This is a genomic window from Chromobacterium alticapitis, from assembly GCF_002924365.1.
Classification (GTDB): domain Bacteria; phylum Pseudomonadota; class Gammaproteobacteria; order Burkholderiales; family Chromobacteriaceae; genus Chromobacterium; species Chromobacterium alticapitis.
The window spans coordinates 58,744-83,688 of sequence record NZ_PQWB01000036.1; the positions used below are offsets into that span (position 1 = coordinate 58,744).

The 24,945-nt window shown below is 64.4% G+C and carries 24 protein-coding genes; 7 read left to right on the forward strand and 17 right to left on the reverse strand.

Annotation, left to right across the window (positions count from 1 at the left end; genetic code table 11):
• Positions 1-4: 4 nt before the first annotated feature.
• The 5 genes from C2I19_RS09910 to flgA form a co-directional block, all read right to left on the reverse strand.
• Entirely contained in the window at positions 5-1,366 is a 1,362-nt protein-coding gene (locus tag C2I19_RS09910; RefSeq protein ID WP_103902534.1) for a DEAD/DEAH box helicase, read from the reverse strand.
• A 120-nt stretch (positions 1,367-1,486) separates the two neighbouring features.
• Positions 1,487-2,407, reverse strand: coding sequence for a CobD/CbiB family protein (locus C2I19_RS09915; RefSeq protein WP_103902535.1), 921 nt, complete (start codon positions 2,405-2,407; stop codon positions 1,487-1,489).
• A 144-nt stretch (positions 2,408-2,551) separates the two neighbouring features.
• Entirely contained in the window at positions 2,552-3,007 is a 456-nt protein-coding gene (locus C2I19_RS09920; RefSeq protein WP_158253683.1) for a flagella synthesis protein FlgN, read from the reverse strand.
• 52 nt (positions 3,008-3,059) lie between these two features.
• Complete coding sequence (gene flgM / locus C2I19_RS09925) at positions 3,060-3,356, reverse strand: flagellar biosynthesis anti-sigma factor FlgM (protein WP_103902537.1); 297 nt, start codon at positions 3,354-3,356, stop codon at positions 3,060-3,062.
• An 85-nt stretch (positions 3,357-3,441) separates the two neighbouring features.
• The gene (gene flgA / locus C2I19_RS09930) at positions 3,442-4,119 is read right to left on the reverse strand and encodes a flagellar basal body P-ring formation chaperone FlgA (protein ID WP_103902538.1); all 678 of its coding nucleotides are present in this window, start codon (positions 4,117-4,119) and stop codon (positions 3,442-3,444) included.
• Positions 4,120-4,259: 140 nt separating this feature from the next.
• Between flgA and C2I19_RS09935 the strand changes: the two genes are divergently transcribed.
• Entirely contained in the window at positions 4,260-6,386 is a 2,127-nt protein-coding gene (locus C2I19_RS09935) for an autotransporter outer membrane beta-barrel domain-containing protein (RefSeq protein ID WP_103902539.1), read from the forward strand.
• Between the two features lie 270 nt (positions 6,387-6,656).
• Here C2I19_RS09935 and thrC read toward each other — a convergent pair whose 3' ends face one another.
• The 4 genes from thrC to C2I19_RS09960 all read right to left on the reverse strand — a co-directional run bounded on the left by thrC (position 6,657) and on the right by C2I19_RS09960 (position 11,049).
• Complete coding sequence (gene thrC, locus C2I19_RS09945) at positions 6,657-8,066, reverse strand: threonine synthase (protein WP_103902541.1); 1,410 nt, start codon at positions 8,064-8,066, stop codon at positions 6,657-6,659.
• A complete protein-coding gene (locus tag C2I19_RS09950) occupies positions 8,063-8,398 on the reverse strand; it encodes a hypothetical protein (RefSeq protein WP_103902542.1) in 336 nt (111 codons plus the stop codon). Before C2I19_RS09950 ends, thrC begins: the two co-directional genes overlap by 4 nt.
• Positions 8,391-9,701, reverse strand: coding sequence for a homoserine dehydrogenase (locus C2I19_RS09955; RefSeq protein WP_103902543.1), 1,311 nt, complete (start codon positions 9,699-9,701; stop codon positions 8,391-8,393). The genes C2I19_RS09950 and C2I19_RS09955 overlap by 8 nt, the downstream gene beginning before the upstream one ends.
• A gap of 115 nt (positions 9,702-9,816) precedes the next feature.
• Positions 9,817-11,049 (reverse strand): pyridoxal phosphate-dependent aminotransferase, encoded by a 1,233-nt coding sequence (locus C2I19_RS09960; RefSeq protein ID WP_103902606.1) that lies wholly within the window; start codon positions 11,047-11,049, stop codon positions 9,817-9,819.
• A gap of 236 nt (positions 11,050-11,285) precedes the next feature.
• Between C2I19_RS09960 and C2I19_RS09965 the strand changes: the two genes are divergently transcribed.
• Complete coding sequence (locus C2I19_RS09965) at positions 11,286-11,654, forward strand: Mth938-like domain-containing protein (RefSeq protein WP_103902544.1); 369 nt, start codon at positions 11,286-11,288, stop codon at positions 11,652-11,654.
• Here C2I19_RS09965 and C2I19_RS09970 read toward each other — a convergent pair.
• The 8 genes from C2I19_RS09970 to queA all read right to left on the reverse strand — a co-directional run bounded on the left by C2I19_RS09970 (position 11,651) and on the right by queA (position 20,090).
• A complete protein-coding gene (locus tag C2I19_RS09970; RefSeq protein ID WP_103902545.1) occupies positions 11,651-12,964 on the reverse strand; it encodes an MFS transporter in 1,314 nt (437 codons plus the stop codon). The two genes, C2I19_RS09965 and C2I19_RS09970, sit on opposite strands and share 4 nt — an antisense overlap.
• Positions 12,965-13,524: 560 nt before the next feature.
• Positions 13,525-14,841 carry an NAD(P)/FAD-dependent oxidoreductase gene (locus C2I19_RS09975; RefSeq protein WP_103902546.1) on the reverse strand — a complete coding sequence of 439 codons (1,317 nt, stop codon included), beginning with the start codon at positions 14,839-14,841 and terminating at the stop codon, positions 13,525-13,527.
• A gap of 424 nt (positions 14,842-15,265) precedes the next feature.
• Positions 15,266-16,792: a ubiquinone biosynthesis regulatory protein kinase UbiB gene (gene ubiB / locus C2I19_RS09980; RefSeq protein ID WP_103902547.1), complete on the reverse strand. Its 1,527-nt coding sequence runs from the start codon at positions 16,790-16,792 to the stop codon at positions 15,266-15,268.
• A gap of 8 nt (positions 16,793-16,800) precedes the next feature.
• On the reverse strand, positions 16,801-17,388 hold the full coding sequence (locus tag C2I19_RS09985; RefSeq protein ID WP_103902548.1) for a ubiquinone biosynthesis accessory factor UbiJ: 588 nt from the start codon (positions 17,386-17,388) through the stop codon (positions 16,801-16,803).
• Positions 17,389-17,401: 13 nt separating this feature from the next.
• Positions 17,402-17,917: a M15 family metallopeptidase gene (locus C2I19_RS09990; protein ID WP_103902549.1), complete on the reverse strand. Its 516-nt coding sequence runs from the start codon at positions 17,915-17,917 to the stop codon at positions 17,402-17,404.
• Positions 17,917-18,654: a bifunctional demethylmenaquinone methyltransferase/2-methoxy-6-polyprenyl-1,4-benzoquinol methylase UbiE gene (gene ubiE / locus C2I19_RS09995; RefSeq protein ID WP_103902550.1), complete on the reverse strand. Its 738-nt coding sequence runs from the start codon at positions 18,652-18,654 to the stop codon at positions 17,917-17,919. Before ubiE ends, C2I19_RS09990 begins: the two co-directional genes overlap by 1 nt.
• Positions 18,654-19,025, reverse strand: a complete 372-nt coding sequence (locus tag C2I19_RS10000; RefSeq protein WP_103902607.1) for a gamma-butyrobetaine hydroxylase family protein — start codon at positions 19,023-19,025, stop codon at positions 18,654-18,656. Before C2I19_RS10000 ends, ubiE begins: the two co-directional genes overlap by 1 nt.
• Positions 19,026-19,067: 42 nt before the next feature.
• Positions 19,068-20,090: a tRNA preQ1(34) S-adenosylmethionine ribosyltransferase-isomerase QueA gene (queA, locus tag C2I19_RS10005; RefSeq protein WP_103902551.1), complete on the reverse strand. Its 1,023-nt coding sequence runs from the start codon at positions 20,088-20,090 to the stop codon at positions 19,068-19,070.
• Between the two features lie 271 nt (positions 20,091-20,361).
• On the opposite strand from queA, the gene aroQ reads away from it, so the two are divergent.
• The 5 genes from aroQ to C2I19_RS10030 all read left to right on the forward strand — a co-directional run bounded on the left by aroQ (position 20,362) and on the right by C2I19_RS10030 (position 24,798).
• Complete coding sequence (gene aroQ, locus C2I19_RS10010) at positions 20,362-20,832, forward strand: type II 3-dehydroquinate dehydratase (RefSeq protein WP_199181129.1); 471 nt, start codon at positions 20,362-20,364, stop codon at positions 20,830-20,832.
• A 37-nt stretch (positions 20,833-20,869) separates the two neighbouring features.
• Entirely contained in the window at positions 20,870-21,331 is a 462-nt protein-coding gene (gene accB / locus C2I19_RS10015) for an acetyl-CoA carboxylase biotin carboxyl carrier protein (RefSeq protein WP_103902553.1), read from the forward strand.
• A gap of 106 nt (positions 21,332-21,437) precedes the next feature.
• Positions 21,438-22,796: an acetyl-CoA carboxylase biotin carboxylase subunit gene (gene accC, locus C2I19_RS10020; protein WP_103902554.1), complete on the forward strand. Its 1,359-nt coding sequence runs from the start codon at positions 21,438-21,440 to the stop codon at positions 22,794-22,796.
• On the forward strand, positions 22,796-23,692 hold the full coding sequence (prmA, locus tag C2I19_RS10025) for a 50S ribosomal protein L11 methyltransferase (protein WP_103902555.1): 897 nt from the start codon (positions 22,796-22,798) through the stop codon (positions 23,690-23,692). Before accC ends, prmA begins: the two co-directional genes overlap by 1 nt.
• Positions 23,689-24,798, forward strand: coding sequence for a DUF3426 domain-containing protein (locus tag C2I19_RS10030; protein ID WP_103902556.1), 1,110 nt, complete (start codon positions 23,689-23,691; stop codon positions 24,796-24,798). Before prmA ends, C2I19_RS10030 begins: the two co-directional genes overlap by 4 nt.
• Positions 24,799-24,945 lie beyond the last annotated feature (147 nt).

The window sequence follows — 24,945 nt, forward strand, 5'->3', positions numbered from 1 at the left end:
TATATCAGCGTATGATTTCCACTTTGTAGCGTGGCGGCAGCAGCAGGGCCGGTATTTCGCGCTTGCCCTTGCGGCTGCGGCGCGCGCCCTGGCGCGGCTGCTTCAAGCCCTCGCCCTTGCCCGACGAAAACGCCGGAACGGACGGCTCGCGCCGCATGGGTTCGCGCGGCATAGGTTCGCGCTGCATCGGTTCGCGCTGCGCCGACTTCGGCCGCGGCTGCCAGGACGGCCAGAAGCCATCCACGCTCTGCGGCGTCAGCGTCTGCTTGGTCAGTTTCTCGATCGCCTCGTGCTGCTTGCCCTCTTCCGGGCACATCAGCGAAATCGCCACGCCCTTGGCGCCGGCGCGGCCGGTACGGCCAATGCGGTGCACATAGTCTTCCGGCGAAGTCGGCAGTTCGAAGTTCACCACATAGGGCAGCTCGGAAATATCCAGGCCGCGCGCGGCCACATCGGTGGCCACCAGCACGCGCAAGCTGCCTTCCTTGAACGCGGCCAGCGTTTCCAGCCGCGTGCCCTGAGTCTTGTCGCCGTGGATGGCTTCGGCGTCCAGGCCCTCGCGCTTCAGATCGCGCGACAATTGGTCCGCGCTGATCTTGGTCTTGCAGAATACGATGACCTGGCTCATCTCGCGCGAGCGGATCAAGTGGGCCAGCAGCTGACGCTTCTTGAAGCTGTCCACTTGATATACAAGCTGCTCCACCTGGTCGTTAGTCGCGTTTTGACGCGCCACTTCCACCGTTTGCGGCGAGCGCATGAAATCAGAGGCCAAGCGCTTGATCTCCGGCGCGAAGGTGGCCGAGAACAGCAGCGTCTGACGCTCCTTGGGCAACATGCCCATGATCTTGCGGATATCCTGGATGAAGCCCATGTCCAGCATGCGGTCGCCTTCGTCCAGCACCAGCACTTCCACCTTGTTCAGCTGAACGGTCTTCTGCTGGATGTGGTCCAGCAGGCGGCCCGGCGTCGCGATCAGGATTTCCACGCCGCGGCGCAATTCCTGAGTTTGCGGGTCCATATTGACGCCGCCGAAAACGGTGGTGGCGCGCAGCGGCAGATACTTGGTGTAAGTCTGCACATTGACGCCGATCTGGTCAGCCAACTCGCGAGTCGGCGACAACACCAGCGCGCGGATGGGATGCATGGCCGGCGAAACGCTGGTATTGGCGAACTTCTTCAAACGCTCCAATATCGGCAGCATGAAAGCCGCGGTCTTGCCGGTGCCGGTTTGCGCCGCGGCCAGCAAATCGCGGCCGGACAGCACCAGCGGAATCGCCTTTTCCTGGATCGGCGTCGGCTGGCTGTAGCCTTGCTCCTCGATCGCGCGCAGGATCTCAGGCGACAGGCCCAGTTCCGAAAACAACATTTAACACACTCCTGCAATACGGAGGGGCACGTTGCGCCATCGCGCCAACGCGCCCCGATGTTCATCAATCGACCGGCGGCGAAAAAGCAAAAGCCGCCCCCCAGGGGCGGCAACCCGCCGTCAGCCCATATGGCTGGCCACGCTGACCAGCAAAATCACCGCCAACCATAACAAGGCGGTGCGCCACACCAGGCCTACGGCGCTCTTCAAATAGCTGGGGTCGGCCTCGTCGCCCAGGCCCAGCTCCGGCCGGTACTTCATAGAATAATCCTGCCGCAGCGGATCGCCCAAGCGCACGCCCAGCGCGCCGGCGGCAGAAGCCAACAAGATGCCGTTGGCGTAGTTGCCCCAAGTTCGGGCCTGGGAGCGCCAGCAATACACGGCGTCCTCGAAATCGCCCATCACCGCAAAGGCCGCGGCGGTCAAGCGCACCGGCAACCAATCCAGCCAACCGGCCACCCTGGCCGCGAACAGGCCAAAAGCGTCGTCGCCCGCGCTGCGGCTGCCCCACTTATGGTTCAGCATGGAGCACAGCCGATACAGCAACGCCCCGGACGGTCCCGGCAACAACACGAACCAGAACATGGTGCCGAACACATGGCGGTAACTGTCCACCACCCCTTGCTCTATCGCCAGCCGGGAGATTTCCTCCACCGACAATTCAGCGGTCGGCTGGCCGGTCCAGTTGGCCAAGGCAATCCGCGCGTCCAGATCGCGGCCTTCGCCCAGCGCCTGCGATATCTCGGAAAACGCGCTGGAGAAATGGCGGAAACCCATGGTCAGATACAGGATCAACACATTGAAAGCCAGGGCCAACAGCGGGCTGACCGCCTTCAGCGAGTAGAACAGCAGCAGGCTCAACACCATGGCGGGCGCGATGGCGGCCAGCCAAGCCATCACCCCGTGACGTTCAGCCCCGGCGTTCAGGTTGCGCTCGAGATGATTCGCGTAGCGCGTGAACAGCAGCCATACACGGTTGCGGTTGCCAAGCGGTCGCAATTGCTCCAAGGCCAAGGCCAAAATCAGGGAAATCAGGGTCATGGGTTCTGAATGCGCTTTACACGGGACCGCTGGGGAAGATACCACAAAGGAAGCGCCCTCGCCCAGCCGCGATGCGGCGAAGCCCGCTTGCGCGAAAGGCGCCGCGAGGGCGCCTTTCTGTTCGCCGCGGCAGATGGGCGGGACTCAAGCAGAACCCAGCAGGCGACGGCCGGTCACCACATCGGGACGATTGCCCTCCCTATCGTAGCCCAGCGTGGAGACGGCGGCCGCGCGCAAGGATGTCAGCGCGCCCTCCACCTCGGTCAGCCGTTCGGAGACAAAGCCGCCATTGAGCTGGTTGATCCCCTGCGCGCGGCCCACCATATCCTCCAGCGCCAGCCATGCCTGGCAAGCCTCCGGCTTGTCGGCCAGCCAGATGTACAAAGTGTCTTTATCCTGCACGCCCAATCCGACCAGCAACTTGCCGCGCAGCGCGGACTGCTGCGCCAGCTGGTCCAGCACCGCGCTTTTTTCATCCGCCAACGCTTCCAGCTTGTTTTCCTGCCGCTGGATCAACCACTGTTGTTCCTGCTCCAACAACGCAACCAGCCGGGTCGCGAGATCGGTCTCGGCCCGGCACAATGCGGCAAATTCTTCCATTACAGACATTCCGTCGCCTCTTCACGCTACTGGCGATTCACTCCATGCAGCCTCAGCCGTTCAACAACTCTCGCGCAGACGTGATCAAACCATCGGCGATCTTGTCGGGATTGATGTTGAAGCTGCCGTTGGCGATGGCGGACTTGATCGACTCCACCTTGGCGGCATCGAACGAAGGCTGCTGGGTGCTCGGATCATTGCCGATGGCGCTGAGACGGCTGGCCACCGAATTGATCTGCACATTGTCGCTGCTGGCGCTGCTGCTGCTGGAACTGGACGGCGCACGGGCTGTGGTCTTGCCCTGGGTGCTGTACGTGCCCGTCAGCTTGCCCGAATTGTCGATTTTCATGGCCTGGCCTTCCCGTTGCTAAACTCAACTGACTCTATTATCGACCGAAAAAACAATCTCTTGAACAAATTTTAGGACTCTGCGATCAAAAAACCACCGCCACGCTGCCATCCTCCTGCACCGTGCCGCGCACCACCCGGCCATTGGCCAAACGGACGTTCACTTGCTCGCCCCGCGCCGCGTTGCTCATCGCCATGCCCTCCGCCTCTGCGGAAAAGCCATCGCCCTGCGCCAGCACCTTGACCTGCTGGTTGACGCGAACCAGATACGGCGCGCGCACCATGAAGCCGCGCAGCCAGGCGCCGGCCGGCGCGCCGGAACGCATGACCTGCCCCACCGCCTGGCTGGCGTCGGTCAGCACATTGCTGGCCAGCGCCGGATTGCTGATCTCCACCATCCGTATATCGGCCGCGTTCAGCTGTTCTCCAGGCGCCACCGCGCGGCTCAACGCCACGCCCAAGCGCTTCTCGTCGACCATCACCGGCAAACGCAAGGCCCAGCCCAGCTCCGGGCAGGACAGGGAAACCGCCGTCGCCCCGGTTGTTTCGGACGGATTCGCCCACTCGGCCTTGGGCTTGTCGCAGGCCGGCACCACCAATCGCCTATCCAGCCGCCCCAGCTTCCAGCTTGCCTCGCGCAAACCCAGCTCGCGCTTCAGAAACAGCCCCGCCAGTTTTTCCAGCTGCCCCAAATCCTGATTTCCGCCCGCCCAGGCCGGCAGCGCCAACAGCAGGCACAGGCAACTCAAAAATAATCTTCGCATGGCCGCATTTTAGCGCAAGCGCTTGCCGGCATGGGATGTCGTTGACAAGACGGGCGCATATTCGAATAATCGTTTGAATAGAGCTTAGACTCTTAATTCAAATACAACACCAACATGCTCGTTTCAACGAGGAGGAAACAATGTCCAAACGCCTGACCGCTATCGCCCTGGCCACCGCGCTGGCTCTGCCCGCCGCGGCTAACGCCTACAGCAACCTCTATTTCTTCGGCGACAGTCTGTCCGACGTCGGCGCCTTTGGCGGCTTGAGCACCACGGGCGGCGGCACCTTGCAGCCGGGCGCCCGCTGGACCACCGGCTACCAGAACAACTGGACCAATATCCTGGCCGGCTACTATGGTTTGAATTCGGTCGCCAACAATCCCAGCAACAGCAAGACCAGCGGCAGCGGCAATAACTTCGCCCAGGGCGGCGCCATCGCCCTGGACTATACCCATGCCACAACCACGCCCGCCTATGCCGGCGCCACCATTGAAAAAACCGGCGTGGACAACGCCACCAGCACCGCCATCTTGGAATTGCCCACCCAGCTTGGCAATTACCTGGCGGCGACCGGCGGCAAAGCGGACCCCAATGCCGTTTACTCGGTCTGGATAGGCGGCAATGACGTGATCGCCGCCTTGGGCATTGCCGGCGCAAACGTCAATAAACAGGGCTCGCAAAATGCCCAAGCCTTCCTGGCCGACTCGGCGGCCACCGCGGCCGGCCTGGTGCAAAAGCTGCAGGCGGCCGGCGCCCGCACCATCATCGTGCCCAATCTGCCCGACATGTCCGCGGCGCCGCTAGCCGTTTTAGCATCGCTGCAGGCTGTGCAACAACAAATCAAAACCACGGTAGTCACCGATGCCCAAGTAGGCTTGGCCTGGGTCGCAGCCTGGAAAGTCCTGGCGCAACCATCATCGGCCTCAAACTCCAACGCCATCGTCACCGCAGCCCTCAGCGCAGCCGATGCCGCGCTGACACAGCAGAACGCCAAGGTTCCTTTAGGCAGCGTCAGCCAAGCCTATAACGCCGGGGGCATAGCTTCGGGCCTTCAGCAGCTCTCAACCGGCTACAATCAGCTGCAGGACATCAGCCTGCAAGCTGCGGGCGTGCAACATAACATCGTCCGCGCCAACATCAATCTGCTGTTCCAGGAAATCCTGGCCAATCCGGGCAAATACGGCTTCACCAGCGTAACCGGCTCCGATTGCTACACCAGCGCCATCCAATGCTCGTCCGCGCAGAACAGCCAAAAGAATGTGTTCAGCGACTATCTGCATCCGACGCCGGCCGCCCACCAGATCATGGGCGACTACGTCTACGGCCTGCTGCAAGCGCCGCAATTCGCCGCCGCCCTGCCGGATTCCGCGCTGAACAACGCCCGCCAGCTGGGCGGCGCGCTGGACGCCCGCTACCAATCCATCCGCTCGCAACAGCGCGCAGTCGGCACGGTCAGCGCCTTTGTCGATGGCGCGTTCAACCAGGACAAGAACAACTACAACGGCCTGCAAGACAAGCCCAAGGGCCAGCTGTACACGCTGGGCCTGGACTTCCAAGCCACGCAGGCGCTGAGCGTCGGCCTTTCCATGTCGCAGCAGCAGGGCAAGACCGATGTCAGCGACGCCGGCGCCCCGGGCAGCATCAATGACCGCAGCACCCTGATGGCCGGCTTCGTCAGCTACAACCAGGACAAGTTCTGGGTGGATGGCGACGCGCATGTCGGCGTGGGCGACGTCGACACCAACCGCGTCACCACTCTGGGTCCGACCAGCGTCAGCAACGGCGGCACCACCCGCCAGACCCAATACGGCCTGCGCGTAAGCGGCGGTTACCGTCTGCAGTACCGCGGCGTGACCACCGGCCCGGTGGCCGGCCTGGACTACGCCCGCGCCAAGGTGCAGGGTTTCACCGAGCAAGGCGGCAACAGCAGCAGCATGTACTACGGCTCGCAGAACCAGAGCGCGCTGATCGGCCGCGTGGGCTGGCAACTGGACGCCACCGTCGGCCAGTTCAGCCCCTACGCCAAGGTCAGCTACGCCCACGCCTTCCAGCAGGACGACCGCACGGTGACCTCCGGCCTCGCCACCGCCCAGGGCGACTGGACCACCAATCTGGGCAAGCCTTCCAGCAACTGGGTGGAATGGACCGCCGGCGTCAGCGCCAACTTCAACAAGAGCGTCAGCGTCTTCGGCCAGCTGACCGCAAGCAGCGGCAAGAGCAGCGGCAACCAAACCGGCGGCAATATCGGCGTGGCTGTGTCGTTCTGATAGTCTCGCGCCAAATGAAACAGGCTCCGCGAGCGGAGCCTGTTTTTCATTCCTATGGCCGTCTAGCGACGGCGTTTACGCAACACCAGCCAGACGAGCAGAATGGGGACGGCAGTCACGAAGGTGTTCCTCAACCAGGGCTCAAGCCCTGACAGCCAAGGCTGCCAGCGCTGCCTGGTATCCGCCAGCGCCAGCACGGCAAGAAACACCAGCAGCCAGCCTAGCGCCACTCGCCACAGCTCTCCCCGCATGTCTCGCCCCTTCGCTGGATCAGGCCAGCGCGTTCTCGATATAAGCCTTCACCTCGCCGGCATCCGCCGGCAGCGCCGTCACGCGCTGCGGCAGCGCCTCCAGATGCTCGAAACCGGCCGGGCGCGGCGGTTCGCGATGCAGCGCCTCGCGTATGGTTTCGGCGAACTTGGCCGGCAGCGCGGTTTCCAGGCAGATGACGGTCTCGCCGCCGCGGCGCAGCTCGCGCGCCACCTTGATGCCGTCGGCAGTGTGGGTGTCCACCACCACGCCGTCCTCAGCATCCACCTGGCGGATGGTGGCGATGCGGTCCGCGTGCGCGCTCTTGCCGGAGACGAAGCCGAAGTCGTCGCGCACGCTACGCATGGCCTCGGCATCCAGTTGGAAGCCGCCGCCGGCGTCCACTTCGGACCATAGCCGCTTCACCTCGGCGCCGTCGCGGCCGACCAAGTCGAACACGAAACGCTCGAAGTTTGACGCCTTGGAGATGTCCATGGACGGGCTGGAAGTGACGTAAGTGCGCTCGCTGCCGCGCGGCGCGTAGCGGCCGCTGCGGAAGAACTCGTCCAGCACGTCGTTTTCATTGGTGGCGACGATCAGGCGCGCCACCGGCAAGCCCATCTGCCGCGCCACGTGGCCGGCGCAAACGTTGCCGAAGTTGCCGGACGGCACGCAGAAGCTGACCTTTTCGTCATTGCTCGCCGTGGCGCGGAAATAACCGTGGAAGTAATACACCACCTGGGCGACGACGCGGGCCCAGTTGATCGAGTTGACGGTGCCTATTTTGTAGCGCGCCTTGAAGGCGTGGTCGTTCTGCACCGCCTTCACGATGTCCTGGCAGTCGTCGAACATGCCCTGAACCGCGATATTGTGGATGTTTTCGTCCTGCAGGCTGTACATCTGCGCGCGCTGGAAGGCGCTCATCTTGCCGTCCGGGCTCAGCATGAACACATTGACGCCGCGCTTGCCGCGCATCGCGTACTCGGCGGCGGAGCCGGTATCACCGGAGGTGGCGCCCAGAATGTTCAGCGTCTCGCCGCGCTTATCCAGCACGTATTCGAACAACTGGCCGAGGAACTGCATCGCCATGTCCTTGAAGGCCAGCGTCGGACCGTTGGACAGTTCCAGGATGGCCAGGCCGTCATGCAGGCGCTTGATCGGCGTGATGGCTTCGCTGCCGAACACTTCGGCGCGGTAGGCGCGCGCGGCGATGCCCCGCAGATCGTCCGCCGGAATGTCGTCGGCGAATAGCTGGATGATCTCGAACGCCAGCTCGGCGTAGCTCAGGGTGCGCCAGGCATCCAGCGTGGCGCGGTCGATTTTGGGGTAGCGCTCCGGCAGCAGCAGGCCGCCATCCGGCGCCAGGCCCATCAATACGGTGTCGCAAAACGGCAGCGGCGCCATGCCGCCGCGGGTACTGACATATTTCATTGCGATGTTTCCAGATATTGGCCGCAAGCGGCCGAGGCTTCTTTCAGCCGCTTCTTGCCGCGCGGATCGTCTTTCTTGATCTGGCCGGACAGCACGCCCATCACTTCCTCGGTGCTGAAGGTGCCGGCCAGCTTCTCGCTGGCGCACTGGCAGTAGCGCTGCACCTGTTCGTTGCCGGGCAGGCCCACGCCGTCTGACGCCGGCGTGCGCTTCAGGCAGCCGCGCATCAGAAAGCCCTGCAGCAGCTGGTGCTGGCCCGGACTGAGCGGCGTGGCCGCGGCCACGCCGGTAAACAGCGCGGCGTACAGGCCTGCTTGCAGCGACTTAGTCATTCAACTCTTCCATGCGCAAACGCACCACCTTGCCGGCCACGCTGTCCAGCGCCTCGATGCCGGCGATGGCGCGGTTGATCGCCTTTTCCTGCACGCGGTGGGTCAGGATCACCACCTCGGCGGTGCCGTCGGATACCGAGCCCTTCTGGATGAGCGCCTCGATCGAGATGCCGTTCTCCGCCAGCAAGCGCGTGATATTGGCCAGCACGCCGGCGCGGTCCACCGCGCCGATGCGCAGATAATAAGAGCTGACCACCTCCTCCATCGACAGGATGGTCAAATCCTGCAGCTGGTCCGGCTGGAAGGCCAGATGCGGCACGCGGTGTTCCGGGTCCGAAGTCAGCAGCCGGGTCACGTCGACAATGTCCGCCACCACGGCCGAGGCGGTGGGCAAGGCGCCTGCGCCAGCGCCGTAATACAGCGTCGGCCCCAGCACGTCGCCCTTCACCAGCACGGCGTTCATCACGCCGTTGACGTTGGCGATCAGCCGGCCTTCCGGAATCAGCGTCGGGTGCACGCGCAGCTCCACGCCGGCGTCGGTGCGGCGGGTCAGGCCCAGCAGCTTGACGCGATAGCCCAGTTCCTCGGCGTAGCGGATGTCGCGGCCGTCCAGCTTGCTGATGCCTTCCAGATAGCACTTGTCGAACTGCATGGGGATGCCGAAGGCCAGCGCCGCCATGATGGTCAGCTTGTGGCCGGCGTCATGGCCTTCGATGTCGAACGTGGGGTCCGCCTCGGCGTAGCCCAGTTGTTGCGCCTCGGCCAGCACTTCGGCGAAGCTGGCGCCCTTTTCGCGCATCTCGGTCAGAATGAAATTGGAGGTGCCGTTGATGATGCCGGCTATCCACTCGATGCGGTTGGCCGCCAGGCCCTCGCGCAAGGTCTTGATGATGGGGATGCCGCCGGCCACCGCCGCCTCGAACGCCACCATCACGCCCTTTTCCTGGGCGCGCGCGAAAATCTCGGTGCCGTGCAGCGCCAGCAGCTTCTTGTTGGCGGTGACTACATGCTTGCCGTTTTCAATGGCCTTGAGCACCAGCTCCTTGGCCACGGTGTCGCCGCCGATCAGTTCAACCACGATGTCGACGTCCGGGTTGTTGACGATCTGCATGGCGTCGTCCACTACCGACACATCCGGCCCCAGCGCGGCCCGGGCCTTGGCCACGTCGCGGTTGGCCGCCTGGATCAGGCGGATTTCGCGGCCGGCGCGGCGGGTGATCTCGCCGGCGTTCCGTTTCAACACGGTGGCGGTGCCGCCGCCGACAGTGCCTACGCCCATCAGGCCGATATTGATCGGTTTCATATATATCTCCATTCAGTCCCTGGTTTTTATTTCGGCTCAAGGCCGTCTGGACAGCGTGGGCTATCCGCACGGTCCTGCCGGCGGCGGATGTCTCCGCCGCCTCTTCAAACTACGATCAAACCTCGCTGCCGTGACGCTTGCGGTAGCGCTCCAGGAAGCGGGCGACACGGCCAATGGCCTCGATCAGATCGTCCGAGTTGGGAAGGAATACCACGCGGAAGTGATCCGGCGCAATCCAGTTGAAACCGCTGCCCTGCACCAGCAGCACCTTCTCCTGCTGCAGCAGTTCCAGGATGAATTGCTGGTCGTCGGCGATCGGGTAAACCTTGGGATCCAGCTTGGGGAACAGATACAGCGCGCCCTGCGGCTTGACGCAGGAGACCCCCGGGATCTCGGTCAACAGCTTGTGCGCCAGATCGCGCTGGCGCGCCAGCCGGCCGCTAGGCGCCACCAAGTCGTCTATGCTCTGGTAGCCGCCCAGCGCGGTCTGGATGGCGTACTGGGAAGGCACGTTGGCGCACAAGCGCATCGAGGCCAGCATGTTCAGGCCCTCGATATAATCCTTGGCGTGCGTCTTCTCGCCGGACAGCACCATCCAGCCGGCGCGGTAGCCGCAGGCGCGGTAGTTCTTGGACAGGCCGTTCAGGGTCACCACGAACAGGTCCGGCGCCAAAGACGCGATGGATGTGTGCTTGACCTCGTCGTACAGCACCTTGTCGTAGATTTCGTCGGCGTAGATGATCAGCTGGTGCTGGCGCGCCACTTCGACGATCTGCTTGAGCAGCGCCGGCGGATACACCGCGCCGGTGGGATTGTTCGGGTTGATGATGACGATGGCGCGCGTGGAAGGCGTGATCTTGGCGCGGATGTCGTCGATGCTGGGGAACCAGCCTTGCTCCTCGTCGCATACGTAGTGCACCGCGCGGCCGCCGGCCAGGCTCACCGCGGCCGTCCACAGCGGATAGTCCGGCGCCGGCACCAGCACTTCGTCGCCATTGTCCAGCAAGGCCTGCATCGCCATCACGATCAGCTCGGACACGCCGTTGCCGATGATGATGTCGTCCATCGCCACATTGGGCAGACTCTTCTGCTGCGCGTAATGCATGATGGCCTTGCGCGCGGCGAACAGGCCCTTGGAGTCCGAATAACCCGACGCCGCCGGCAGGTTGACGATCACATCCTCGATGATCTCGTCCGGCGCGAAGAAGCCGAACGGCGCCGGATTGCCGATGTTCAGCTTGATGATGCGGTGGCCTTCGTCTTCCATCTTCTTGGCGTGCTCGAGCACCGGGCCGCGGATGTCGTAACAGACGTTGGCGAGTTTCTGCGATTTATGGACTGGCTGCATGGCGGCGGCGACTTCCGTTTCAGGCCGCCCGCCGGACGGAGCGGCCTTGCGTTGGCGGTGTGGTTTCATAGGATCTCTTGTTCTATACCGGCCGGCGGGGCGAAAACCGCGCGCACTGCAGGGTCGCGCCGGTCCGGGGTCTGGGTATAATCCTATCCCAATCTTTGGTGCACTGCACGAGGGCCGCCGCACGCCCGCGCAGTGCCGTCCAATCGCCGCTTCTTGGAGTGATTCCGATGAAAATGCATCAGGCCTCGGGCCAAGGCAAAAACCTGTTCACCGGCTATGGCGAAGGCCATGTGCTGATCAATGCCCAACGCCACGACGGCAATCTGATCGTCAGCGCCGACAAGATCGTCGCCTGGGCCCCGCCCGACTTCTCCAGCCTGGCCGTAGAGCACTTCGAGGCGCTGTTGGCCTATAAGCCGGAAGTGGTGCTGTTCGGCTCCGGCAAGAACCAGCGCTTCGCCCATCCGCGGCTGTACGCGGCGCTGACCCAAGCCGGCATAGGCATGGAGTGCATGGACACCCAGGCCGCCTGCCGCACCTTCAATATCCTGCTGGCGGAAGACCGCCGCGTGCTCGCCGCGCTGCTGGCGATCTAAGCCGCCTCTTCGGCCGGGCGTCGCCGCGGCTCGCGGTGATAGGCCCACACCACGGCGGCGGAGCCCAAGGCCAGCAGCGCCAGCAAGGCGAACAAGGCTGCCTGGCTCCACGCCAGGCCGATCAACACGCCGCCCAGCCACGGCCCCAGCACCGAGCCGATGCGGCCGATGCCCAGACTCCAGCCCACGCCGGTGGCGCGCAGACTGGTGGGATAGGCGCTGGCCGCCAGCGCGTTGACCGCCGGCTGGACGCCGATGACGCAGAAGCCGGCGCAGAACAGCAGGACATACAGCCACACCGCTTCGCCCCGCATGCCGCCCAAAGCCCACAGCCCCAGAGCCGCCAATAGAAAGCAGCTCAGCAGGACATTGCGAAACCCCGCGCGATCTATCCAGCGGCCGAAGGACAGCGTTCCCACCACGCCCCCCAGCTGCAGCATGCTGCCCGCCAGCAAAGCATGCCGCATGTCCAGGCCCTGCGCGCGCAATAGCGAGGGCATCCAGTTGGACAGGAAATACAGCACGATCAGGTTGAGGAAGCTCAGCAGCCACAACAGCAGCGTGCGCCGGGCCAGTCCGCGGCGGAATAACTCGGCCACTGGATTGTTTTGAGACGGCCGCTCGGCCAGATGGAAACGCGCGCCGGCCGGCAAGGACGGCTCCATGCGGCGCAGCCAGAGCAAGGCCTGCTCCGCCTTGCCGCGCAGCAGCAGGAATTTGGCCGACTCCGGCAAACCGCGCAGCATGGGCAGCCACAGCAGCAAGGGCGCGACGCCGCCCAGCAGGAATACCGAACGCCAGCCGTGGGCCGGAATCAGCCAGGCCGCCAGCAGGCCGCCCAGCAAGGCCCCGGCGGTAAAGCCGCAGGAGATGAGCATCATCAGGCTGGCGCGCCGCCGCGCCGGGCTGTACTCGCCGGCCAGCGCCATCGCGTTGGGCATGATGCCGCCCAGGCCCACGCCGGTGAAGAAGCGCAGCGCGATCAGCTGCGGCAGCGTGGCCGCGCCAGCCGTCGCCAGCATGCCGGCGGAAAACAGCAGCGTGCAGGCCAGCAGCACTGGGCGGCGGCCTATCCGGTCCGCCAGCGCGCCGAACAATAAGGCCCCCAGCATCAGCCCCAGCAAGCCCGCGCCGAACACCGGCCCCAGGGCCGACTTGGCGATGCCCCAATCCTCCAGCAAGGCCGGCGCGACATAGCCCATGGCCTGCACGTCGAAACCGTCCAGTATCATGCACAACCCGCACAAGAGCAGCAGCCTGTGCTGAAACCTGCCCAGTTGCCGCTCGTCCAGCCATTTACCCAACTCCATGCCCGCCCCTTCGATATGCAAATGTCAAAGCAGCATCGAAGAAAGGCGCGGATGGGTCAAGTTGCGGCGCAGCACATACCATTCATGAGACTGGCCGCAAGCCGCCGTCGCCTGCGCGGCGCGGATAAAAGATTTCGAAAATCAGGAATGGAGTCCGCTGCGCGGACGATGATTCGCTTGCCGGTTCCGCCCGGCGAACGGGCAAGGGAACTGTCCCGCCAGTTCCCTTGCAACCCTAGGCGGCCCCAACGGCCCGAGAAACCCCGACAAAACAGCCTTGCTCCAGGAAGCCGCCGATCAAAAAAGCGGCGGCTTAAAGCCCCTGGCCCAAGGCTGTTTTGCCGGCACGGGCCGACGGGGAATGGGATGGCTGCCGATGCGCCATGCAAATCGTTAAGGCTAGAAAAGCCGCAGCCAAGTAGGGCGGGCAGGCCATCAGGCCTTGCCCGCGCTGCGCAGCCACGCCCTTCCCACTACCAAACCAAAATGCCACTGTCCACGCTAAGGCGACAGCATTTATCAGCACGTCCTCGGCAGGGCCGCAACAGCCTGCCCAGCCATCAATGCAGCTTCAACGCCGGCCGGGCCGCGCGCCGCAGCTTGTCGCCTACGAACAGCAGGATGGCCAGCGCCCAACCATGCACCGCCGCCTGATGCATGCGGTACAACGAAGCGTAGATCAGCTTCGCGCCGCGACCCTCAACGTGATAGTCGCGCTTGGGCCCCACCACCGCCGCCAAGCTGCCCACCGCGGTATGCTTGCCCAACGACACCATCATGCCCTGCGGCTTGAACGCGAAAGCCCGGGCAGGCTTATCTTCCAAACGGCGCGCCAGCTCATCGGCCAGATAGCGCGCCTGCTGGTGCGCGACTTGGGCGGTGGCGGACAGCATGCGGCCGCTGTCGCCATCCGGCGCGGCGGCGCAATCGCCCATGGCGTAGACGCAGTCGCCGCCGGCGCAATGCAGCCGGGTATCCACCACCAACTGGTTGACGCGGTTGACCTCCAAGCCATCCAGCGTGGCCAGCCAGGCCGGCGCCTTGACCCCGGCCGCCCATACCGTGATGTCGGCCTCCACCTTGCGGCCATCGGCCAAGGCCACGCCGTCGGCTTCCACCGCCGCCACCCGGCTGTTGGTCAACACCTGAATGCGCTTGCCGGCCAATTGCTCCTCGGCATAGGCCGACAAAGACGGCGGCGCGGCGGCCAGGATGCGGTCCGCGCCCTCTATCACGCTGATCTTCACCCGCTCCGGCTGCAGCCGCGCGCCGTAGTGGTGCAATTCGCACATGGTGTGGTTCAGTTCCGCCGCCAGCTCCACCCCGGTTGCGCCGCCGCCGACGATGGCGATGGACAGCGCGCGAGAGGGCGCCGCGCCGCCGCTGGCTCGGAAGGCCTGCTCCAGCACGCGGTGGCGCAGCGCTTCGGCATCCGCCGGCGTGTTCAGGAACATGGCGTGCTCGGCCACGCCGGGCGTTCCGAAATCATTGGCCTGCGCGCCGACGGCGATCACTAGCCAGTCATAGGAAACTTCGCGCTCCGGACTCAGCTCGCTGCCGTCTTGCGCCTGGATGGCAGCCAGCCTTATCGCGCGCTTGGTCTGATCGAGGCCGGTCATATAGCCGAATTCAAAGTCATAGCCGTTGCGGTAGCCATGCGCGAAGTAATTGACCTCGTCCTCGCCGGTATTCAGCGCGCCGGTGGCCACTTCGTGCAACAGCGGTTTCCAGATATGAGTAGGCGAGCCGTCCACCAGCACGATCTGGGCGCGGTGGCGCGCGCCCAGCGTGCGGCCCAGCCGGGTGGCCAGCTCCAGCCCTCCGGCCCCTCCTCCTACGATGACGATGCGCGGCAGCGCGGCGTTGCGGCTCAGCATAAGCAGCTCCTGATGAGTGGAATTTTTTGCCAAGGTTACCGCATTTTTCACGCTATCAACGGCGTACGGAGAAAATTAGCCGGCGTCATGGGCGCTTCATGCCAATTGCGCGTCAACGCTGCGGATAATCGCGCAGCGATGCGGCACTTATCCACAACCATCCTTGATTTTGATTTTTATCCACAGAGCATGCGCAGGCTCCATGCCTGCGCCAAAGGAAGTTTAGTAGGGCGGGCAGGCCTTCAGGCCTTGCCCGCGCAACACATCCGCGCGGCCTCATTCCCATAAGCCACGTAGGGCGGGCAGGCCCCCAGGCCTTGCCCGCGCGACGCATCCGCGCGAACTCTTTTCCTTGAGAGGTCCGGCCTCTCCCGGCCAACGATGCCACGGCCTGGCGGATCGCCCCGCAAGCGGGACATCCGCCCTACAGCAGGTTTTTGGCCAACAAACCGGCCAGCAGGATAGCGATCAGCAGCAGCAAGAAGTTCTGCCGCTTCTGTTCGCGCATCAAGTGGATATATCCCTCCACCAGCAGGTCGGTCTTGGCCGAGTTCAGCGTGTCGTGCAGCTTGCGCGGCAGCGTGGGCAGGGTGGTGGCCCATTGCGGCGCTTCGTTTTTCAGCGTGCGCAGCAGGCCGCGCCAGCCTATCTGCTCGTTCATCCACTTGGTCAGGAAAGGCTTGGCGGTGTCCCACAGATCCAGTTCCGGGTCCAGCTGGCGGCCAAGGCCCTCGATATTGAGCAAGGTCTTCTGCAACAACACCAGCTGCGGCTGGATTTCCACATTGAAGCGGCGGCTGGTTTCGAACAGGCGCAGCAGCACCATGCCGAACGAGATCTGGCTCAGCGGCTTTTCGAAGATAGGCTCGCACACGGTGCGCACCGCGGCCTCCAGCTCCTCGGCGCGGGTGTCTTTCGGCACCCAGCCCGACTCGATGTGAGCAGTGGCTACGCGGTGGTAGTCGCGGTTGAAGAAAGCCAGGAAGTTGACGGCCAGGTAGTGCTTGTCGGTCTCAGTCAGGCTGCCGACGATGCCGAAATCCAGCGCGATGTAGCGGCCGTCCGCGGCGACGAAGATATTGCCCGGATGCATGTCGGCGTGGAAGAAGCCGTGGCGGAACACCTGGGTGAAGAAGATTTCCACGCCGAAGCGGCTGAGCTTCTTCAAGTCCACGCCGGCCTCGCGCAGCCGGTCTATCTGCCCCACCGGGATGCCGTGCATCCACTCCAGCGTCAGCACCTCGCGGCTGGAGTAGTCATAGAACACTTCGGGCACGATCAGCATGTCCGAGCCCTTGAAATTGCGCCGCAGCTGCGAGGCGTTGGCCGCCTCGTGCATCAGGTCCAGCTCGTCGTGCAGGTATTTGTCGAACTCCGCCACCACCTCGCGCGGCTTCAGCCGCTTGCCGTCGGCGAACAGCTTTTCCACCCAGCCTGCCAGCGCGCGCATCAAGGATAAATCCTGCTCTATCACCGGCAGGATGGCGGGCCGCAATACCTTGACCGCCACCTCGCGGCCCTTGCCGCCGTCCGGCCGGCGCAGCCAGGCCTTGTGCACCTGGGCGACCGAAGCGCTGGCCACCGGCTTGAGATCGAAATCGACGAACAGCTCTTCAATCTTGCGCCCCAGGCTGCGCTCCACCACCTGGCGGGCGATCTCGCCGTCGAACGGCGGCACCCGGTCCTGCAACAGCGCCAGCTCTTCGGCGTATTCAGGCGGCAGCAGGTCGCGGCGGGTGGACAGCACCTGGCCGAACTTGACGAAGATGGGCCCCAGGCTTTCCAGCGCCAGCCGCATGCGCATGGGCAGCGGCGAGACGGTGTCGCGACGGATGGGGCACAAGCGGAACAGCGTGCGCAGGAGGGCGAGCTTGGAGTGTCCGGCCAGGAAATCGTCCAGACCGTAGCGGTACAGGGTGGCAACTATCTTCAGCGAGCGCGATATCGACATACGGTCCGTCAGGTCTGGGAATGCTGTTTAGGGTTGAGCGCGGCTTCCAGCCGCTCGAGCCGCTTGTCCAGCCGGCTGGCGTCGTCGCGCAACTGGTCCACCTCGTCGACGAAGCGCCCGACTTGGTGGCGGCCGGCCAGCAGCGCGCCGTCCTCGCGCAGATGTTCTATCCAATTGTCCGCCAGGCGGAAAGCCAACTGGCCCTTGAAGCCGAACAAGCCGCGCGCCAGCGTTTCGATGCGCTGCGCCGCCACATCGCCGAACACGCGCGACAGGTCTTCGCCGGCGTGCCATTGCAACTGGCCTATGATGCGGCCCAGCGCCGTCGCCAGCTCGGCGTCGCCTTCCAGCGCGATGTCAGACAACTGCGGCGCTTGGCCGGACAGATGCGAGAACAGCACGCCGTGGCGCAGGCGCAGCCCCGCCTCCGGCTCGCCCTCGCAGGCCGCCAGCCAGCCCTCGTCCGTGATCACGCCGGCCACATGCAAGGGCGGCAGCGCGATGGCCACGCGACGGCCGGCGAAGCCCGCCAGCTCGGCGCGGCGCGCCGGATGCTGGTTCAGCAAATGATTGAATGCGGCGATGGTCAGGGCCATGAGTCTGCTCCCGCTATGCCCGCCAGCGCCAATGCCAGGGCTCGTACAAATAGCCGCTGGCATTGCCGCGCGGGTAGCTCAGATGAAAACCGAAAGCCGCGGCGCGGCGGCTCAGCCAGCCGAAAGCCGCAGTGGCTTCGAACGCTTCCCCCAGCGGCGGCGAATCGGGCGCGCCGATGTCTACGGCGCAGCCAGTGTGATGCTCGCTGAATCCCGGCGCGGCGCTGACACGAAGTATCTCGTCCAGGCTCTGGCCGCGCGCGAGCTTGGCGGCGACGATCTCATGCTGGCGCGCCACGCTGCGGAAGGCGGACAACAGGAAAATCTCCACGCCCTCTTCCGCCGCGGCCGCGCGCATGGCCCGCCAGGCGGCCGATGCGGCCGGGACGAGATGAAACTCGCGCCCTTCGGCATTGGTTTCCGCCAGCGCCAGCTCGGCCGGCTCGGCATGGATTTCCAGCCCGCGAGCGAGCAAGTCAGCCGGAGCGATGCCCAGCTCGGCCAAACGCGCCGCCAACTCGGCCTGCATCAGAACTTGACGCCCTTGTGCAACGCAACAACGCCGCCGGTGAGGTTATGGTAGTCCACCTTGCCGAAACCCGCGTCCAGCATCATCTGCTTCAGCGTTTCCTGATCCGGATGCATGCGGATGGATTCGGCCAGATATTGGTAGCTGTCGGCGTCGTTCGCCACCAATTTGCCCATGATGGGCAGCGCCTTGAAGGAGTAGAAATCGTAGAACGGCGACAGCGGCTTCCACACCTTGGAAAACTCCAGCACGAACAGCTTGCCGCCCGGCTTCAGCACCCGGCACATTTCCTTCAGCGCCGCGTCCTTGTGCGTCATATTGCGCAGGCCGAAAGCCACCGACACCGCGTCGAAGTAATTGTCAGGGAACGGCAGTTTCTCGGCGTCGGCCAGCGATACCGGCAGGATCACGCCTTCGTCCAGCAGGCGGTCGCGGCCCACGGTCAGCATGGAGCTGTTGATGTCGGTCAGCCACACTTCGCCGGTCTTGCCGACGCGCTTGGCCCAGCCGCGCGACAGGTCGCCGGTGCCGCCGGCGATGTCCAGCACCTTGTCGCCGGCGCGCACGCCGGACGTCGTCAGCGTGAAATGCTTCCACACCCGGTGCAGGCCGCCGGACATCAGATCATTCATCACATCGTACTTGCTGGCCACCGAGTGGAAGACTTCGGCCACCTTGCCGGCCTTGTCGCTCTCCGCCACGGTCTTGTAACCGAAATGCGTGGTCTTATCCATCATCACTCCCTGCCCGCGCCGGCGGCGGCGAGCTTGTCGAGGTATTGCTGCCAATACTGGCCGCGCTTGGCGCCCAGCTCGTATAGGTAAGTCCAGCTGTAAAGGCCGCTGTCGTGGCCATCGTCGAAAGTGATCTTCAACGCGTAATGGCCCACCGGCTCCAGCGCCGTGATGCCCACATGCCTCTTGCCGGTCTGCAGCGTCTCCTGGCCGACGCCGTGGCCGCGCACCTCCGCCGACGGCGAGTAAACGCGCAGGTATTCGCACGGCAACTCGTAGCGGGCGCCATCGTCGAAGGCGATTTCCAATATCTTGGACACCTGGTGCAGCTGGATTTCCACCGGCTGGGCGGCGTCGGGCGCGAGTCCGGACATGGGCATGATCCCTCTATATCTGGTTGGACCGCGACGGCGCGGTCAGGCCTTCTTTTCCAGCAGCATGGCATCGCCGTAGCTGAAGAAACGATACTCCTGCTCCACCGCGTGGCGGTAAGCCTGGAAAATCTCTTCGTAGCCGGCGAAGGCGGACACCAGCATCAGCAGCGTGGATTTGGGCAGATGGAAATTGGTCAGCAGGCGGTCTACCACGCGGAACGTATAACCTGGCGTGATGAAGATGTCGGTCTCGCCGCGGCCGGCCTTCAGCTCGCCGCCGCGGGCGGCCGATTCCAGCGCGCGCACGCTGGTGGTGCCTATGGCCACCACGCGGCCGCCGCGGGCGCGGGCGGCGGCGATGGCGTCCACCGTGGCCTGCGGCATGTCGTAGATCTCGCTGTGCATCTTGTGCTCGGCCACATTGTCCACCTTCACCGGCTGGAAAGTGCCGGCGCCGACGTGCAGCGTGACGAAGGCGGTTTCGACGCCCTGCGCCTTCAGTCCGGCCAGCATGTCGTCGGTGAAGTGCAGGCCGGCGGTCGGCGCCGCCACCGCGCCCTGCTCGCGGGCGTAGACGGTCTGGTAGCGCTCGTCGTCGTCATGCTCCGCGCTGCGCTCGATATACGGCGGCAGCGGCAGCTTGCCGGACGCTTCCAGGATGTCGTAGACGTCTTCTTCGGCCAGAAAACGCAGTTTGAACAGCGAGTCCTGGCGCTCCACCATCTCCGCCTCCCAGCGGCCGGCGAAGATCAGCCGGCTTCCCGGCTTGGGCGACTTGGACGCGCGGACATGGGCCAGCGCGGTGTGGTCGTCCAGCACGCGCTCGATCAAGGCCTCCACTTTGCCGCCGCTGGCTTTTTCGCCGAACAGGCGCGCGCGGATGACACGGGTGTCGTTGAACACCAGCAGGTCGCCCGCTTGCAAACGGGAGGGAAAATCGGCGAAAGTGAGGTCGGACAGCGCCATGCCGTCTACATGCAGCAGGCGGCTGGCGCCGCGCACGGCCGGCGGATGCTGGGCGATCAGCGCCTCAGGCAGGTGGTAATCGAAATCAGAGAGCTGCATCGCGGAAACTATCGTTCGGAATCGGCGGATTATACCCGCGCCCAGCCGGCGGGCACAGAGGCGGCTGCGCCAATATGCGGCCCCCGCCGTCATCTCTCGGCAAAATAGTTCCCCGGCATATTGCGGATACGCTACACTGCGCCGCTTGCGGAAATTAAGGGTTTTACTCTAAAACCAAGCATTTGACCGCGGCCTGCGCGGCTAAACAATTGTTTTAATTTCCGCAAACTCTGGACATCTTGCCGCGAAGTGCGGCAAACTCGCGGCCAAGATGAAAAACAGGAGTCAGGCCTTGAGCCGATCCATCCTCGTGCTGCACGGCCCCAACCTCAATTTGCTGGGGGTAAGGGAACCGCGACACTACGGCCGGGACACCCTTGACGACATCAATCAGCGGCTGGCCGAACAGGCCAAGGCCGCCGGCTTCGCTTTGACAGCATTGCAAAGCAACGCCGAGCATGTACTGATTGAACGCATACATCAATGTCTGGATGACGGCACCGGCTTCATCCTGATCAATCCAGCGGCTTTCACCCACACCAGCGTCGCGCTGCGCGATGCCCTGGCGGCGGTGAAAGTGCCGTTTATCGAAGTGCATCTATCCAACGTCCACGCCCGCGAGCCGTTCCGCCAGCATTCGTATTTTTCCGATCTGGCGCTCGGCGTGATCTGCGGACTGGGCTCCCACGGCTATGAGCTGGCCCTGGCGCACGCGCTGCGGCATCTGTCCCAGCAGCCTTGAGCCGCCTTGGCTGAACACCCCATTCGAAGGATCAATAATGGACCTGCGTAAACTGAAAAAACTGATCGACCTGGTCGAAGAGTCCGGCATCGCCGAACTGGAAGTGACCGAGGGCGAAGAGAAAGTCCGCATCACCCGCGTGTCCGCCGCCCAGGCGCAAGCCTTTGTCCAGCCGGTGGCCCAGATGTACGCCGCGCCCGCCGCCGCTCCGGCGCCCGTTGCCGCCGCGCCCGCCGCAGAAGCCGCGCCGGCCGCCGCCAACGACAAGAATGCCATGAAGTCGCCCATGGTCGGCACCTTCTACCGTTCGCCCAGCCCCGGCGCCAAGTCCTTCGTCGAAGTGGGCCAGAGCGTCAATGCCGGCGACACGCTGTGCATCATCGAAGCCATGAAGCTGATGAACGAGATCGAAGCCGACCGCTCCGGCGTGATCAAGGCCATCCTGGCCGAAGACGGCCAGCCGGTGGAATACGGCGAGCCGCTGTTCGTCATCGAGTAAGACGCTTCGGCGACCTCGCAAGATTCAGGGCACGGCCAAGGTCTGTGCCCTTGTCGTTTGACGTGACAGCAAGGCCGGCCGCTCCGGCCGCTTTGTGGAGAATTCCATGTTTGAGAAAATTCTGATCGCCAACCGCGGCGAAATCGCGCTGCGCATTCAGCGCGCCTGCCGCGAAATGGGCATCAAAACCGTGGTCGTGCACTCCGAGGCCGATCGCGAAGCCAAATACGTCAAGCTGGCCGATGAGTCGGTCTGCATCGGCCCCGCCCCGTCCGCCAAGAGCTACCTCAACGTGCCGGCGCTGATCGCAGCCGCCGAAGTCACCGACGCCCAGGCCATCCACCCCGGCTACGGCTTCCTGTCGGAAAACGCCGACTTCGCCGAGCGCGTCGAGCAATCCGGCTTCGTCTTCATCGGCCCGCGTCCGGACACCATCCGCCTGATGGGCGACAAGGTGTCAGCCAAGAACGCCATGATAGAAGCCGGCGTCCCTTGCGTGCCCGGCTCCGAGGGCGCGCTGCCCGACGATCCGGTTGAAATTGCCAAGATCGCCAAGAAGATAGGCTATCCGGTCATCATCAAGGCCGCCGGCGGCGGCGGCGGACGCGGCATGCGCGTGGTGCATACCGAAGGCGCGCTGATCAACTCGGTGCAGATGACGCGCACCGAAGCCGGCGCGGCCTTCGGCAATCCGACCGTCTACATGGAAAAGTTCCTGGAGCACCCGCGCCACATTGAAATCCAGATTCTGGCCGACGAATACAGCAACGCCATCTACCTGGGCGAGCGCGACTGCTCCATGCAGCGCCGCCACCAGAAGGTGATCGAGGAGGCCCCGGCCCCCGGCATCACCGAGAAACAGCGCCAGAAGATAGGCGAGGCCTGCGCCGAAGCCTGCCGCCGCATCGGCTACCGCGGCGCCGGCACTTTTGAATTCCTGTTCGAGAACGGCGAGTTCTACTTCATCGAGATGAACACCCGCGTGCAGGTGGAGCATCCGGTGACCGAAATGATCACCGGCGTGGACATCGTGCAGGAGCAGATCCGCATCGCCGCCGGCGAGAAACTGCGCTATAAGCAAAAAGACATCGTGATCGCCGGTCATGCCATGGAATGCCGCATCAATGCCGAGGACCCGTTCACCTTCGTGCCCTCCCCGGGCAAGATCGAGAGCTACCACCCGGCCGGCGGTCCCGGCATCCGCATCGACTCGCACATCTATCAAGGCTACACCGTGCCGCCGCACTACGACTCCATGGTGGGCAAGCTGATCGCTTACGGCGACACCCGCGAACAAGCCATGGCCCGCATGCGCGTAGCGCTGTCCGAGATGGCGATCTCCGGCATCAAGACCAATATCCCGCTGCACCAGGAACTGTTCATGGACGCGGCCTTCCAGCGCGGCGGCACCAGCATCCACTATCTGGAGCACCGCCTGTCCGAAAAGAAGAAGGGGGAACACTGATGGCCTGGTTGCAAGCCACCATAGATTCTGACTCCACCGTCGCCGAACGCTTCGCCGACGCGCTGATGGACGCCGGCGCGCTGTCCACGGCGATCGAAGACGCCTGGGCCGGCACCGACAAGGAGCAGCCCATTTTCGGCGAGCCGGGCGAGCCGGTAGAACAGATGTGGTGCCAGAGCCGCATCATCACGCTGTTCGATGAAAACGACGACCCGGCGCTCTTGATCGCCGCAGCCGCCACCGCCTGCCAGCTGGCCATGCCGACGTATAAGATCGAGCGCGTGGAAGAGCAGGACTGGGTGCGGCTGACGCAATCGCAGTTCGACCCCATCCGCATCTCGGACCGGCTGTGGATCACCCCAACCTGGCACGAAGCGCCGGCGCCTGACGCTGTCAATCTGCAACTGGACCCGGGCCTGGCCTTCGGCACCGGCAGCCATCCCACCACGCGGCTGTGCCTGCAATGGCTGGACAAGCAGCTGCAAGGCAAGGAGAGCGTGCTCGACTACGGCTGCGGCTCCGGCATCCTGGCCATCGCCGCGCTGAAGCTGGGCGCGGCCTCCGCCGTCGGCATCGACATCGATCCGCAAGCGGTGCGCTCGAGCAAGGACAACGCCGAGCAGAACGGCGTGCAGGCCGACTTCTTCCTGCCCGACGCCAATCCGCAGGCCCAATACGACGTGGTGCTGGCCAACATCCTGGCCAATCCGCTGCGCATGTTGGGCGACTTGCTGGCAAGCCATGTGAAAACCGGTGGTAGAATCGTGCTTTCCGGCATCCTCGCCGAACAAGCCGACGAATTGTCCGCCATCTACAACCAGTGGTTCGAGATGGATGCGCCGGTGTTCGACGAAGGGTGGACACGATTGACAGGAACCCGACGCGCCCAGGTATGACATATACGACACAGTGCCCAAGTTGCCAGACCCGCTTCAAGGTCAATGACGCCCAGCTCGCCGTAGCCGAGGGACTGGTGCGTTGCGGGCGCTGTTCGCATGTGTTCAAGGCGCCGGATTACTTCGTCGCTCAGCAGCCGGCGCCCGCGCCGGCCGCCGCCCCGCCGCTCCAGCCGCCCCAAGCCGCGGCGGAGCGCGACCCGATGGACGATTTCGAGCTGGAAGTGCCCGCCGATTTCGATCCTCAGGCCCACCCCGAGACGGAACTGCCTGCTTTCCACGCGGAAGAACCGCCAGTGGAAGTGGCATCCGCCCCGGAACAACCGCCCGCTCAGCCGGCCGAAAACGCCGCGCCGCAGCCGGAAATGGCAGAATTCCAGCGCGCGCTGGCCGAGGCGATGCAGCACCGCCACGTCACCGCGCCGATAGGCAATCCCTTCGACGAGCCCGAACCGGCGCCCGCGGCGCTGGCCGAGCCGGAAGTGTTCGGCAGCCGCCGCCGCTCCGAGCCGCAGGCGGAACCGGAGGCGCCCAAGCCCGTCTTCCAGGCGGAGCCGGACGAAACGCCGTTCACCGACGCCGACGCCGAAGAAGAAGCGGAAGCCCGCAGCCAAAAGCCCGCCGCGCCCTGGGTCAACGGCCTGCTGGCGCTGCTGGCCACGCTGGGCCTGTTGTTTCTGGCCTCCCAGCTCATCTACCTCAACCGCACCCGCATCGCCGCGGAAGCGCCGGAAACCCGTCCCGCGCTGGAAAAGCTATGCCGCGCCCTGTCCTGCGACGTGCCATGGCCGACCGATATCGCGCTGATCCGCACCGAGTGGTCCGAGCTGGCCTTCGTGCCGGACTACCCCAATCTGATCCAACTGTCCGCCACGCTGAAAAACCACGCGCAGTACGCCCAGGCTTACCCCATGCTGGAAGTCACGCTGAAAGACAGCGACGACCAGGTGCTGATCCGCAAGGTGTTCACGCCCAAGGAATATCTGAAGGCGGACGACTTCAAGCTATCCCGCTTCAACGGCAACAGCGAGGTCAAGGTCACCATGCGGCTGGACGCCGGCAAGGTGCATGCGATGGGCTACAGCCTGTATTGGTTTTATCCCTGAGCGCGCGCCCCGCCACACCCATCAATCAAATGCGAAGTTAAACCACTGCTTGAGATGCGAGTTGGGATCGCACTTATACTCCTTCAGCGCAGTTTCGATTGATGCCTTAAATGCGTCCCGATCCGTCTCATCCATGGCATTACTGAA